Source organism: Ensifer sp. YR511 (assembly GCF_900103045.1).
In the GTDB taxonomy this organism is placed as follows: Bacteria; Pseudomonadota; Alphaproteobacteria; order Rhizobiales; family Rhizobiaceae; genus Ensifer; species Ensifer adhaerens.
Genome location: NZ_FNGR01000002.1, coordinates 323186 through 336760 on the forward strand (window position 1 = coordinate 323186; position 13575 = coordinate 336760).

11 protein-coding genes are annotated in these 13575 nt (G+C 62.4%); 7 read left to right on the forward strand and 4 right to left on the reverse strand.

The features are described 5' to 3' along the window. Positions 1-67: 67 nt before the first annotated feature. Both BLU15_RS06065 and BLU15_RS06070 read right to left on the reverse strand, forming a co-directional pair. The gene (locus BLU15_RS06065) at positions 68-1066 is read right to left on the reverse strand and encodes an ABC transporter substrate-binding protein (protein ID WP_034804335.1); all 999 of its coding nucleotides are present in this window, start codon (positions 1064-1066) and stop codon (positions 68-70) included. 231 nt (positions 1067-1297) lie between these two features. Next, positions 1298-1870 carry a CGNR zinc finger domain-containing protein gene (locus BLU15_RS06070; protein ID WP_090294655.1) on the reverse strand — a complete coding sequence of 191 codons (573 nt, stop codon included), beginning with the start codon at positions 1868-1870 and terminating at the stop codon, positions 1298-1300. A gap of 91 nt (positions 1871-1961) precedes the next feature. Between BLU15_RS06070 and BLU15_RS06075 the strand changes: the two genes are divergently transcribed. Further along, positions 1962-2867 (forward strand): alpha/beta fold hydrolase, encoded by a 906-nt coding sequence (locus BLU15_RS06075; RefSeq protein ID WP_090294656.1) that lies wholly within the window; start codon positions 1962-1964, stop codon positions 2865-2867. Positions 2868-2950: 83 nt separating this feature from the next. Here the strand turns inward: BLU15_RS06075 and BLU15_RS06080 are convergent, their stop codons facing one another. Next, positions 2951-4612 carry an electron transfer flavoprotein-ubiquinone oxidoreductase gene (locus BLU15_RS06080; protein WP_090294658.1) on the reverse strand — a complete coding sequence of 554 codons (1662 nt, stop codon included), beginning with the start codon at positions 4610-4612 and terminating at the stop codon, positions 2951-2953. Between the two features lie 455 nt (positions 4613-5067). Between BLU15_RS06080 and BLU15_RS06085 the strand changes: the two genes are divergently transcribed. From BLU15_RS06085 to BLU15_RS06105, 5 genes are all read left to right on the forward strand, one after another. Then, positions 5068-6366 (forward strand): Hsp70 family protein, encoded by a 1299-nt coding sequence (locus BLU15_RS06085; protein WP_090294659.1) that lies wholly within the window; start codon positions 5068-5070, stop codon positions 6364-6366. A 97-nt stretch (positions 6367-6463) separates the two neighbouring features. Then, positions 6464-7348, forward strand: coding sequence for a uracil-DNA glycosylase (locus BLU15_RS06090; RefSeq protein ID WP_090294805.1), 885 nt, complete (start codon positions 6464-6466; stop codon positions 7346-7348). A 178-nt stretch (positions 7349-7526) separates the two neighbouring features. Further along, on the forward strand, positions 7527-7703 hold the full coding sequence (locus BLU15_RS06095) for a hypothetical protein (RefSeq protein WP_089043882.1): 177 nt from the start codon (positions 7527-7529) through the stop codon (positions 7701-7703). A gap of 74 nt (positions 7704-7777) precedes the next feature. Beyond that, on the forward strand, positions 7778-7933 hold the full coding sequence (locus BLU15_RS06100) for a hypothetical protein (protein WP_089043881.1): 156 nt from the start codon (positions 7778-7780) through the stop codon (positions 7931-7933). A 197-nt stretch (positions 7934-8130) separates the two neighbouring features. Continuing rightward, positions 8131-9423, forward strand: a complete 1293-nt coding sequence (locus BLU15_RS06105) for an MFS transporter (RefSeq protein WP_060516199.1) — start codon at positions 8131-8133, stop codon at positions 9421-9423. A gap of 8 nt (positions 9424-9431) precedes the next feature. Here BLU15_RS06105 and BLU15_RS06110 read toward each other — a convergent pair whose 3' ends face one another. Beyond that, on the reverse strand, positions 9432-10370 hold the full coding sequence (locus BLU15_RS06110; RefSeq protein ID WP_060516200.1) for a DMT family transporter: 939 nt from the start codon (positions 10368-10370) through the stop codon (positions 9432-9434). Between the two features lie 429 nt (positions 10371-10799). Between BLU15_RS06110 and pepN the strand changes: the two genes are divergently transcribed. Then, positions 10800-13448: an aminopeptidase N gene (gene pepN / locus BLU15_RS06115; protein WP_090294806.1), complete on the forward strand. Its 2649-nt coding sequence runs from the start codon at positions 10800-10802 to the stop codon at positions 13446-13448. Positions 13449-13575: the final 127 nt, after the last annotated feature.

The window sequence follows — 13575 nt, forward strand, 5'->3', positions numbered from 1 at the left end:
TTTGCCGGACCTCGAACGAAGAGGCGGCGCACATGACTGCGCCGCCCGCTGGTTATGACCATCGCGATCAGAGCGCGGCCTTCACCTTTTCGGCGACCTCGGGCGAAACCCACGGGGTCCAGATATCGGGGTTTTCCTGCAGGAAGTGCTTGGCGCCCTCCTCCCCGCTCGCCTGATTGTCGGTCATCCAGGCCATCAGCTTGTTGACCGTGTCGTTGGTCCAGGCGCGCTTGTTGAGGTAATCCATAGCCGGGCCGGCGCGATCGGCGAAGGCCTTGGTCACCAGCGTCTGGACCTTGTCCTTCGGCCAGTCGTTCTTCTTCGGATCCGGGCAATCGGCAACCGTGTTGCAGCGCTTCCATTCGGCCGGATCGGCGGCCACACCATGCTCGAGCTTCACCATCTCGTACTTGCCGAGAAGGGCCGTCGGCGCCCAGTAGTAGCCGACCCAGCCCTGCTTGCGCTCATAGGCCTTGGCGATCGAGCCATCGAGGCCGGCGGCCGAACCGGTATCGACCAGCGTGAAGCCAGCCGTTTCGCCGCCATAGGCTTTATAAAGCTGCGTCGTCACGACCGTGCCGCCCCAGCCCTGCGGGCCGTTGAAGACGGCGCCCTTGCTTGCGTCTTCCGGATCCGGGAACAGTTCCTTGTGCTTCAAGGCGTCATCGATCGTCTTGATGTCGGGATTGGCATCGACGATGTATTTCGGCACCCACCAGCCCTGGACGGCGCCATCGGAGAGCGCCACGGCGGCGCCGACGAGCTTGCCCTCCTCGAGGCCGCGATTGACGACATCCGGAAGCAGGTCGACCCAGCCTTCGGGTGCGACATCCGGCTGGCCCTTTTCGATCATCGAGGTGATCGTTGGCACGGTGTCTCCGACCACCAATTCGGCATTGCAGCCGTAGCCTTCCGTCAGGATGATCTTGTCGACACTCGCCAGCACCTCGGCGCTCTGCCAGTTCATGTTGGCGATCGTCACGTCGCCGCATTCGGCGGCCGAAGCTGCGCCGGCGAGGCCAAAGAGGCCCGCGGCCAGGCAAGTCGTTGCAAGAAGCTTCTTCATTTCCGTTCCCTTGTTTTGGCGGTGCATCCCGTCGCACTGCCGATCTCACCGCGGGGATCGACAGCGTCACAGGGCTCGGTCCAACTCAAGACAACAGGGACCGAACGGCCTGCAGATCCGTCGGCTTCAAGCCGATGACATCATGAAAGCTAACGGGCTTTTCCGGCAAGGACTTTCCCATTTGCGTCAACGGGTGCCTTTCCTAATATTTGCGCATCGCTGAAGTGGTCGTCAGAACGTTTTGCTGCGCTGGTAATAGCGCGACACGCGCACCCGGTTTCCGCAACGCGCCGCCGAGCACCAGCGCCGCCGGGCATTGCTGCCAACGAACAGCATGACACAATCCTCCGCCTCGCATTTGCGGATCAGCCTGGCGTCGCCGCCGGCAAGCAACGCCGCAGCGTCCTCGGCGAGGAAACCGGCTAGCTGGACCATGGGCTCCGCCGTTCTTTCGCTGACGAGCCGCGGCGGATCGGTCCAATCGAGACGGCGGACGACCGGTGCTGCCTCCATTGCCGCGTTAAGGCCCTCGATATCCGCGGCCGGAACAGGTTGCCTGTCCATCACATGTGCGATGGCCGACGCCACATGCGAGCGGACGGCAAGGACTGGCGCGAGATCGTCGGCGTCGGCCGCACCGATGCTGGCAAACGCGACATCCGACATGCGAGGCCCCTCCAATGCCAGCCAATGCGCGAGCCCGCCATCGGCCGCGAAGAGATCGACACGGCCGCTCGCGGTCAAAGGGCGAGTGTTGACGAGATCAAGAGCAAGGGACTCTCCGACGAAAGGAACCAGATCCATACAGGCCTCACATAATGCATAATTTCGATATTGACGCATTAGTTTTTCCGGCGCAATTCTAATGCATAAATATTGCCAATAGGAGTGTTAAATGAGCAGGCATAGCATTCCATCGATCCGGCACCGGTTCATCGAGGCCGGAGGCGTCCGGGTCTTCTACCGCGAGAGCGTGCCGACCGGAGCGCCGGCCGATTTCCCGACAATCCTGCTTCTGCACGGCTTCCCCTCGTCTTCCCACCAGTACCGGCGGCTAATGGACGCGCTTGGCAGCGACTACCGTCTGATCGCGCCTGACTATCCGGGCTTCGGGCATAGCGACGCGCCGACCTCGACGAACGAAGGCGGCAGTTTCGTCTACAGTTTCGACAAGCTGGCGGATGTCATGGAAGCTTTCGTGGATGCGCTCGCGCTGAAACGCTTCGTCCTCTACGCCTTCGATTTCGGCGCGCCCGTCGGGTTTCGTCTTGCAAGCAGAAAGCCCGAGCGCATTGCCGGGCTGATCGTCCAGAACGGCAATGCCTATCTGGAGGGGCTTTCCGACATTGCCCGCGACTTCATTGCGCTCAAATCCGAGGACGAAGGCGCTGAAGAGCAGGTGCGGCAGCTACTGACCTTGGAGATGACCCGTGCGCAATATGTCGGCGGGACGAAGGATCCGGACCTAGTCGCACCTGACGGCTGGACCATGGATCAGCACTTCCTCGATCGCCAGGACCGCCGCCAGCCGCAGATCGATCTTGCCTTCGACTACAAGAGCAACCTTGCCCGCTATGGCGAATGGCAAGAGTGGCTGCGCCGCGAACGGCCGCCGACCCTGATCACCTGGGGCCGTAACGATCCCTTCTTCACAGAGAAGGGCGCCCGCGCCTTCCTCACCGACCTTCCTGAGGCCGAGTTCCACCTGTTCGATACCGGCCACTTCGCGCTGGAAGAAAACCTGCCGGAGATCGCACCGCTGATTGCCGATTTCGTTGATCGCATCTGGGCGAAGGCATGAAACGACAAAGGCGCCGCGGCCAATGGCCGCCGGCGCCCTTGTAATCCTTTACGGGTCGAGATTCTGAGACCCGACTTCGAACATTACATATTCGGATAGACCGGGCCTTCACCGCCTTGGGGCGGCACCCAGTTGATGTTCTGGTTCGGGTCCTTGATGTCGCAGGTCTTGCAGTGCACGCAGTTCTGCGCGTTGATGACGAAGACTTGCCTGCCGTCCTTCTCCACCCATTCGTAGACCCCGGCCGGACAGTAGCGCGCCGACGGACCGGCATAGATGTCATGCTCGGAGCGCTTCTGCAGATCCATATCCTTCACCTGGAGATGAACCGGCTGGTCCTCCTCATGGTTGGTGTTCGACAGGAACACCGAGGACAGCCGGTCGAAGGTCAGAACCCCATCCGGCTTCGGATAGTCGATCTTCTGGTGCTGCGCTGCGGGCTCAAGCCACTGCGCATCGGTCTTTCCGTGCTTCAGCGTGCCGAAGAAGGAGAAGCCGAACAGCTGGTTGGTCCACATGTCGAGACCGCCGAGCCCAACGCCGATCGCCGTGCCGAACTTCGACCACAGCGGCTTGACGTTCCTCACCCGCTTCAGGTCCTGGCCGATGGCGCTGTCACGCCAGCCGCGTTCGACCTCGATCGGCTCGTCATTGGCGCGGCCACAGGCGATCGCCGCCGCCAGCTTCTCCGCCGCGAGAATGCCTGAAAGTACCGCATTGTGGCTGCCCTTGATGCGCGGCACGTTGACGAGACCGGCCGAACAGCCGATCAGCGCGCCACCGGGGAAGGAGAGCTTCGGCACCGACTGGTAGCCGCCCTCGGTGATCGCACGCGCCCCATAGGAAAGACGCTTGCCGCCCTCGAACGTGCCGCGGATCGCCGGATGCGTCTTGAAGCGCTGGAACTCCTCGAACGGGAAGAGATAGGGGTTCTTGTAATTCAGGTGCACGACGAAGCCGACGGCGACCATGTTGTCTTCGAGGTGATAGAGGAAGGAACCGCCACCGGTCTTCATGCCGAGCGGCCAGCCGAAGGAGTGCTGCACCAGACCCGGGCGATGGTTCTCGGGCTTGACCTGCCAGAGCTCCTTCAGACCAATGCCGAACTTCTGGACGTCGCTGTCCCTGGAGAGATCGAACTTGGCGATCAGCTGCTTGGCGAGCGAACCGCGCACGCCCTCGCCGATCAGCGTGTATTTGCCGAGCAGCGCCATGCCGCGGGCGAAGTTCGGGCCCGGTTCGCCGTTCCGCTCGATGCCCATGTCGCCGGTGGCAACCCCGATGACCGCACCCTCGTCGTTGTAGAGCACTTCGGTGGCGGCAAAGCCCGGATAGATCTCGACGCCGAGTTCCTCCGCCTTTGTCGCCAGCCAGCGACAGACGAGCCCAAGCGATACGATGTAGTTGCCGTGATTGTTCATCAGCGGCGGCATCAGGAAGTTCGGCAGGCGGATCGAGCCGGCGGGCCCTAAGAACAGGAAATGATCGTCCGTCACCTCGGTCTTGAACGGATGGTCGGCGTCGGCGCGCCAGTCCGGCAGCAAGCGGTCGATGCCGATGGGATCGACGACGGCGCCCGACAGGATATGCGCACCGACTTCAGCGCCCTTTTCGAGCACGACGACCGAAAGCTCCGGATTGACCTGCTTCAGCCGGATCGCCGCCGCAAGACCCGCCGGCCCCGCACCCACGATCACAACGTCGAACTCCATGCTCTCGCGTTCGGGCAGGTCTTGTTCGGTCATACCGTCTCTCCAGTCTCACCGGTCTTCTGCCGGCTCCGTTCCCAGGGCATATCATTCCGTCATGGCAAATGCAGTTTGGCTTGTCGAGCCGGGATGCGACAGACGATGCCCGCTTTTGCGCATGAGGTCATGAGTATAGGCAAATATCTATATGACGTGTACGTAAACGTAAATACATCAATTTGTCGCGCAGCGAAGCTATGACCCATGCGGCCTTGCTTTTGCCGAAGAGCCGTGCGACGAGGCCGCCGCACCCTTCCAGCGGTACGCGCTGGCACACCCCATTCGCAATCGGCACGCGGCAAGGCGCCTCTCGGCGTCCGGACGGCGTGTCTTTCGGCTTTGAAGCCGGCCGCCCATCGATCCCCGAAAGCGGCCCACGGAATTCATGTTGCGTCGCGCGCCACCGGCCCCACTCCGGGCGGCGAAGCGACGCCAGATGCAAGGAGACACTCATGGTCAAGGCACTCGGCTTTGATTTCGGCACCACCAATTCCGTTCTGGCGGTTGCCGCGGGCGACACGACCCATTCGATGCGCTTCGACAGCCTCGCCGGCTCGACCGATGCCATGCGCACTGCCCTCTCCTTCATGAAGGATGCCAAGCTTGGCGCCCAGGCGCTGAAGGTCGAGGCGGGCCAGGCCGCCATCCGCGCCTTCATCGACAATCCCGGTGACTGTCGTTTCCTGCAGTCGATCAAGACCTTTGCCGCAAGCCCCCTCTTCCAGGGCACGCAGGTCTTTGCCAAGCGCCACAGCTTCGAAGACCTGATGCGCGTGTTCCTGACCAAGCTGCGCGACTATGCCGGTGACGGCTGGGCGGACCAGTACAGCCGCATCGTCGTCGGCCGTCCGGTGCACTTTGCCGGCTCCAGCCCCGACCCTGCGCTGGCGCTCGAGCGCTATGGCGCAGCCCTCTCCGAATTCGGCTTTCCGGAGGTGCACTACGTCTACGAACCGGTGGCAGCGGCCTTCTACTTCGCCCAGAACCTGAAGCAGGACGCAACTGTGCTCGTCGCCGACTTCGGCGGCGGCACCACCGACTATTCGCTGATCCGCTTCGAGACCAATGCCGGGCGCCTGACGGCAACCCCGATCGGCCATTCGGGCGTGGGCATCGCCGGCGACCATTTCGACTTCCGCATCATCGACAACGTCGTCTCGCCACTGATCGGAAAGGGGAGTCTGTTCAAGAGCTTCGACAAGCTGCTTGAAGTGCCGTCGAACTACTACGCGAATTTCGGCCGCTGGAATCAGCTTTCGATCTTCAAGACACTGAAAGATTTCACCGATCTGAAGAAGCTCGTGCGCCAGAGCCTGGAGCCGGAAAAGCTCGAGGCCTTCGTTGACCTGATCGAGCATGACGAGGGCTATCCGCTCTACAACGCAATCTCGGCCACGAAGATGCAACTGTCGAAGGAGGACGAGACCGAGTTCTATTTCGCCCCGCTCGGCGAAATGTCGCGCCGCACCGTTCGCCGCAGCGATTTCGAAGGCTGGATCGCGCCGGAGCTCGCCCGCATCGAGGGCGCGCTGGATGATGTGCTGCAGTCGACGGCAACGGCACCCGAGACGATCGACAAGGTGTTCTTGACCGGCGGCACCTCCTTCGTTCCGGCCGTACGCGGCATCTTCGAGCGGCGTTTCGATGCCGACCGGATCGAGAGCGGCGGCGAACTGCTGTCGATCGCCCATGGCCTGGCGCTGATCGGCGAGCACGAGGACATCGCCCACTGGACCGCGAATGCGGTCTGAGCCGACGCGCGAACCGGATGTGCATGACCTTGGATAGGAGGGTCGAGCGCCGGAAAAGCGGTTCCGGTCCGGCCGCTTATGGGCTAGGTTGGCGGCCATGATTTCCGCCAACGACCTTTCTCCGGCGCAGCTTGCCGCCCTTCTCGCCTTCCACGGCGATGCGGGCGTCGAATGGCTGCTGGAAGAGGAACCGGTCGACCGTTTCGCCGAGTTCGAGGCGATGAAGGCAGCACGCGGCAACGCCCGCGTGGCGGCAACCAGCAACCGGGCGGAGGCACCCGCTTCGCAACCGACGGCGCGCCAGACAGCGGCGGCCGCTGCTCCCACCCCTTCCCGCGCACCTGCCCCAGTCGCGAACGCCCCTGCGGTCGCCATCCCCGATGCGCAGGCGATCGAAGAGGCGCGCTTTGCCGCCGAAACGGCCCGGTCGCTCGCCGAGCTCCGCGTTGCGATGGAAGGTTTTGCCGGCTGCAATCTCAGGAACAGCGCCCGCAATCTGGTCTTTGCCGAGGGTGATCCGGCAAGCGGCATCATGATCGTCGGCCCGATGCCCTATGCCGACGACGATCGCGACGGCCAGCCTTTTGCGGGCCGCCTCGGCGAGATGCTGACCCGGATGATGGCGGGCATCGGTCTTACGCGCGAGAGCGTGCTCTTGAGCAATGTCGTGCCCTGGCGCCCGCCGGGTAACCGCGTGCCGACGGCGCGCGAGGCCGATATCTGCCGACCCTTCATCGAACGCCAGATCGCGCTGGCAGAGCCTAAGCATCTGCTGCTGCTCGGCAATTTCACCGCCCGTTTCTTCTTCGGCGGCAACGACACGATCCACCAGCTTCGCGGCGAATGGCGCGAGCTTGCGATCGGCGGCATTAATGTGCCGACCCTTGCCACCCTGCATCCGCAGGACCTGGTGACGGCGCCGATCAACAAGCGCTTCGCCTGGCAGGACCTGCTTGCCTTCAAGGCCCGCATTCACGGCTGATCCTAAGGAAAGCGCCCTGCCCGGATCGTGCTCCCGGCCGCTTGCCCGTTTCATGAACAAAGAATGAAGAAAGCCATGCGGTTTGCGCATATCAGCGGCGCATTTTGACGCATTGCAAAACGTTATGTTGCAGCGCAATATACTGGCACGGGAGGAATGGAATTTAAGGAATTGAACCATGACTGCCCGCTTTCGTCCGATCCACAGCAGCTTTGAGACGCTCCGCCACACTGGCGCTGCTTACCGGACGCCGTTCAACCGCTTTGGCACGGCAGCCAACGAGCAGATGACCGCGATCGGCCTCGCCCGGACCACCCGTCCGGCGCAGATTTTCGCCGACTTCATCCAGCGCTGATCCCCACGCGATACGCGGCTTTTGCGTATCGCGTGACGCATCGATTGACCCGACACGAAGAAAGGAACGAACCCATGACCAAGCCGATTGCCAGCCTCAAGGTCCTGCTCGATTCGATCTCCGACATCGGTACGGCCGTGCGCGCCTCGCGCGAATATACCGTTCTCAGCACCAAGAAGGATGCACGCCGCGCCCATCGCACGGCCGTGAGCCCGTTGCTGCCGAACTGACTGCTGCCCGCAGGTATAAGCACCGCCTTTTTGCCATCGCCTGTCGCAATCGACAGGGCGTAAAAAACTGGATAGAGCCACACTCGTCCCGACTAAGGAGTGTCAGGCTCATCCGGCCCTGCCAGACCGTTCCTCGCTCCATCTGCGTTTGCTTGTCATCGGACAAATGACGAAGCGCCACGTTTCCAGGAGCGCCGATGCTGGCCAGCCTCGCTTCCGTCTTCAGCCTGATGGTGTCGACCCTGCTCATGATGGTCGGCTTCGGCCTGCAGAGCTATGTGATCCCCGTGCGTTCCGTCGCCGAGAACTGGTCGACGCTGACGGTCTCGGTGATCGCCACCGGCTATACGGTCGGCTTCACCCTTTCCTGCGTCGTCACGCCGAAATTCGTGCTGCGTGTCGGCCATGTGCGCGTCTTCACCGCGCTGATCACGCTGCTCTCCATCGCTATCCTGCTCTGCGGCCTCATCGTCGACTGGCGCCTCTGGATTGTGTTCCGTGCCATTGCCGGCTTTGCCATCTCCGGCAGCTATCTCGTCATCGAGAGCTGGCTCAACGAGCGCGTTACCAACGAGAACCGCGGCCTGCTCTTTTCGCTCTACCTGATCACGACGATGGTCGGCACGATCGGCGGGCAGTACATGGTGCCGCTCGGCGACCCGACAAACACGTCGCTGTTCATGCTCTGCAGCGTGCTGTTCTCGCTGGCGCTATTGCCGACGGCGCTCTCCTCCTCCCCCATGCCGGCGCCACCGGCACAGGCGAAGTTCGATATCCCCGCCCTCTTCCGCCGCTCGCCGGTCGCCGTCGTCGGCGGTTTTCTCGCCGGCGCGCTCTCGGGCGCCTGGCTGAACCTCGGCGGTGTCTTCACCCAGAAGATCGGACTTTCGACGGCGGAAGGCGCGACACTGCTCGCCTCGCTATTGACCGGCAGCGCCCTCTCGCAAATCCCGATCGGACGTCTCTCCGACAAGATCGACCGGCGCATCGTCATGGTTGGCTGCGGCATCGTCGGCGTCATCTCGTGCCTGGTGATGTCGGCATCGATCGGCAGCCAGCCCGCCGTTCTCTACATCATCGCCGCTTTCGTCGGATCGGTGCTCTTCCCGATCTACGCACTGAACGTCGCCCATGCCAATGATCTCGCCAAACCCAACGAGTATGTCGAAACATCCTCGGGCCTGATGATCACCTACGGGCTCGGCACGATTTCCGGCCCGCTGATGGTCGGTCCGGTCATGGATCGTTTCGGCCCGGCGGCGCTGTTTCTCGTCCTTGCCGTCTACTTCGCGCTCTATGGCGGCTATGCAGCCTGGCGCATTCTGCGGCGCGAGCAGCACAAGGGGCTCGTCGTCAAGACCGACTTCCAGGCAACGAGCGTCATGCCGACGCCCGGCCCTGATGTGACGAGCCCGGCTGCCCAGCAGGCGGCGCAGGAACCGCTGATCGACGACGATACGGTTCCGGCCTGGGAAAACCCGCGGCCGTAGGCCGTGGCTCAGCCCTGCGGCGTCACATGCTTGCGAGCGCCCCGGCGCTCGAGGCCAAGCCGATGTTCGCGGAAAATGATGAAGATGCCTGCGCCAACGACGATGGCCGTGCCGACGAGCATGGCGGCCGTCGGGATATCGTCGAACAGGAAGTAGCCGATGATCAGGCCGAGCACGATCGAAGTGTATTCGAACGGTGCGATGGTCGACATGTCGGCATGGCGATAGCTCTCGGTCAAAAGGATCTGGGCGACACCGCCACAGAAACCGGCGACCATCAGCAACAGGAAGGCCTCGCGCGAGATCGACGGCCAGCCGAAGGGCAAGGTCGCGAGAGAGAAGACCGAGGCCGACAGCGAGAAATAGAGCACGATCGTGTGGGTGCGCTCATTCTTGACGAGTTTTCGTACCAGCACCATGGCAACTGCGCCCAGGGCCGCCGAAACCAGCACAGCAGCAGCGCCCAGCGCCTCCAGCGAACCGAAGCCGCCTTCGCGAAAAAGGGTCAGCCGTGGCCAGGTGATGATCATCACGCCGACCAGCCCGACGACAACGGCCGACCAACGGTAGAGCCGCACCGACTCGCCTAGAAAAATCGCGGCGAAGGCGACGGCGATCAGCGGCATGGCATAGCCGATGGCGATGGCTTCAGGCAGCGGCAGGTGTACGAGGCCGTAAAAACCGAAGCTCATTGCGAGAATGCCGACGAAGCCGCGAGCGATATGGCCGGTAAAATCTTCGGTCTTGAAGGCGTCGCGCAGCTGTCCGCGGAAGGCGAGATAGCCGAGGATCGGCACCATGGCGAAGGCCGAGCGGTAGAAGGTGATCTGGCCGGTGGCGATCTCGTTTCCGGCCGCCTTGATCAGCGTCGACATGCAAACGAAAATAACGACTGAAAGGACCTTGAGCAGGATCCCCTTCATCGGGCTTTCGACTTCCGCATCCATTGAGGGCACTTTTCGAACAGCCTTGACCGGCGATCAGCTGGCACGCGGGCTGGTTTGGAGATTTTTCAGCGGAGAGCACCGCTGCAGGACCGGGCCACCTTAGCGACGCTTTTCTCGAAAGTCGGATCAAACTTCGTGATGAATGACGTTTTTTCTTGATCGATTAACCTTCGACAGTAGGGCGGCCGGCTTTTCTTTAGCTGCCCCGAAAAAAACCTTTCCAATTCATGTCTTGTTAGTCCCACTTCGATACACATCGGTCCGATAAGGGAGCGGGAAGAATAACGGGCGCCATGTCTTTTCTGTCGGAAGTGCGGTCGCCGGCATCACAATCGTGTGGCACAGCCCAGCTTTTCGCCCCTTGGCCTTTTCACCATCACAGGCACCCTCTACAAATTCTCCAGTAGAACGGTGCAAGCGGGACTGACCATGCGGACAAATACTGGCCAGATCATTCATCTGGAAGACTACCGGCCGACCGACTTCGTTCTGGAGAGAGTGGATCTGACCTTCGAGCTCGATCCGAAGGAGACCAAGGTCGAGGCCCGGCTGATCTTCCATCGCCGCGAAGGTGTCGACAGTGCCGCGCCGCTCGTGCTTGATGGCGACGAGTTGACCATGACCGGCCTTTTGTTGGACCAGGAAGAACTCGCCGCAACGCTCTACGATGTCGCCGACGATACGCTGACGATCCGCGGCCTGCCCGAAACCGCCCCGTTCGAAATCACCATCACCACCCTGCTTTCGCCCGAGACCAATACGCAGCTGATGGGGCTCTACCGCACCAACGGCGTCTACAGCACCCAGTGCGAGGCCGAAGGCTTCCGCCGCATCACCTATTTCCCCGATCGTCCCGATGTACTTGCCGTCTACACGGTCAACATCGTCGCCGACAAGGAGTCGTCTCCCCTCCTGCTTTCGAACGGCAACTATCTCGGCGGCGCCGACATGGGCGACGGCCGTCACTTCGCCGCCTGGTTCGATCCGCATCCGAAGCCGAGCTATCTCTTTGCGCTGGTCGCCGGCGACCTCGGCGTGGTCGAGGATACGTTCACAACGATGTCCGGCCGCGACGTTGCCTTGAAGATCTATGTCGAACACGGCAAGGAGCCTCGCGCCTCCTATGCCATGGATGCGCTCAAGCGCTCGATGAAGTGGGACGAAGAGGCCTTTGGTCGCGAATACGACCTCGACATCTTCATGATCGTCGCCGTCTCCGACTTCAACATGGGCGCCATGGAGAACAAGGGCCTCAACATCTTCAACGACAAATACGTGCTTGCGGACCCGGAAACGGCGACCGATGCGGACTACGCCAACATCGAGGCGATCATCGCGCACGAATACTTCCACAACTGGACCGGCAACCGCATCACCTGCCGCGACTGGTTCCAGCTCTGCCTGAAGGAAGGCCTGACGGTCTACCGCGACCACGAGTTCTCCGCCGACATGCGCTCACGCGCGGTCAAGCGCATCGCCGAAGTGCGGCATCTGAAGTCGGAACAGTTCCCGGAGGATGCAGGTCCCCTCGCCCATCCGGTGCGCCCGACGAAATACCGCGAAATCAACAACTTCTACACGACGACCGTCTACGAAAAGGGATCGGAAGTCACCCGCATGATCGCGACCATCCTCGGCCGCGATCTGTTCAAGAAGGGTATGGATCTCTATTTCGACCGGCACGACGGCCAGGCGGTGACGATCGAGGATTTCGTCGCCTGCTTCGAGGCGGCAAGCGGTCGGGATCTGCGCCAGTTCGCGCTCTGGTATCACCAGGCCGGAACGCCGCTGGTCACCGCTTCGGGCGCCTATGACGCCGCCAAGCAGACCTTCACCCTGTCGCTCGAACAGACCGTGCCGCCCACGCCCGGACAGAGCGCCAAGGAAGCGATGCACATTCCGCTGAAGATGGGTCTGCTGCTCGAAGACGGCAGCGAAGCCGCCCTTGCCGCTGTTTCCGGCGCCGACATGACCGACGATGTCCTGCATCTGACGGAGCGCAATCAGACGGTGGTCTTCTCGGGCATCCCGTCGCGCCCGGTTCCGTCGTTCAACCGCAGCTTCTCCGCGCCGGTCAACCTGCATATCGAGCAGAATGCCGACGATCTGGCGCTGATCGCGCATCACGAAAGCGACCTCTTCGCCCGCTGGCAGGCGCTCAACGCCATCGCGCTTGGCAATCTCGTCGAGGCGACGGCGAATGTCCGCGCCGGCAAGCCGGTCACCTCGGACAAGGCGCTGATCGACGGCCTGATACGGGCCGCCGCCGACAACAGCCTGGAGCCGGCCTTCCGTTCGCAGGCGCTGGCCTTGCCGAGCGAATCCGATATCGCCCGCGAGATCGGCACCAACAACGATCCGGACGCGATCCACGCGGCCCGCCAGCAGATCCTGACAGCGGTTGCGACCGCCGGGCGCGACACCTTCCTCAAACTCTCCGACGAACTCGTCTCCAGCGGCGGGTTCAGCCCGGAAGCGGCAAGCGCCGGCAGGCGAGCACTGCGCAACAGCGCGCTCACCTACCTCGTTCAGGCCGATGAAGGCCCTGAACGTGCCGCGAAGGCCTTTGCGGCCGCCAACAACATGACCGATCTCAGCCATGCGCTGGCGCTGCTGGCGCACCGCTTCCCGGATTCGGCCGAGGCGACAGACGCGCTTGCAACATTCCGCAAGCGTTTCGCCGACAACGCGCTCGTCATCGACAAATGGTTCGCCGTGCAGGCGACGATCCCGGGCGCTGGAACGCTCGATCGTATCAAGGCGCTGATGAACGAGCCGCTGTTCAACGGCAACAATCCGAACCGCGTGCGCTCGCTGGTGGGCACCTATGCCTTCGCCAACCCGACCGCGTTCAACCGCGCTGACGGCGAAGGCTACCGCTTCCTCGCGCGCCAGATCCTCGATATCGACCCGCGTAATCCGCAACTTGCGGCTCGCATCCTGACCTCCATGCGCTCCTGGCGTTCGCTGGAGGACAAACGTGCCGGGCATGCCCGCAAGGCGCTGAAAGAGATCGCCGGCGCGTCGAAACTTTCGGCCGATGTCGGTGACATCGTCGAGCGCATGCTCAAGGCCTGAGCATCGCCAAAGCCTGATTTTCCTGGGGCCGGGTCGCTAACGCGACCCGGCCTATTATTTTCCAACGATAAGAAATGGTTAACAAATCTTTACCAGTGCCTCTGGACAAGGCGAATCGCCCTGTGAT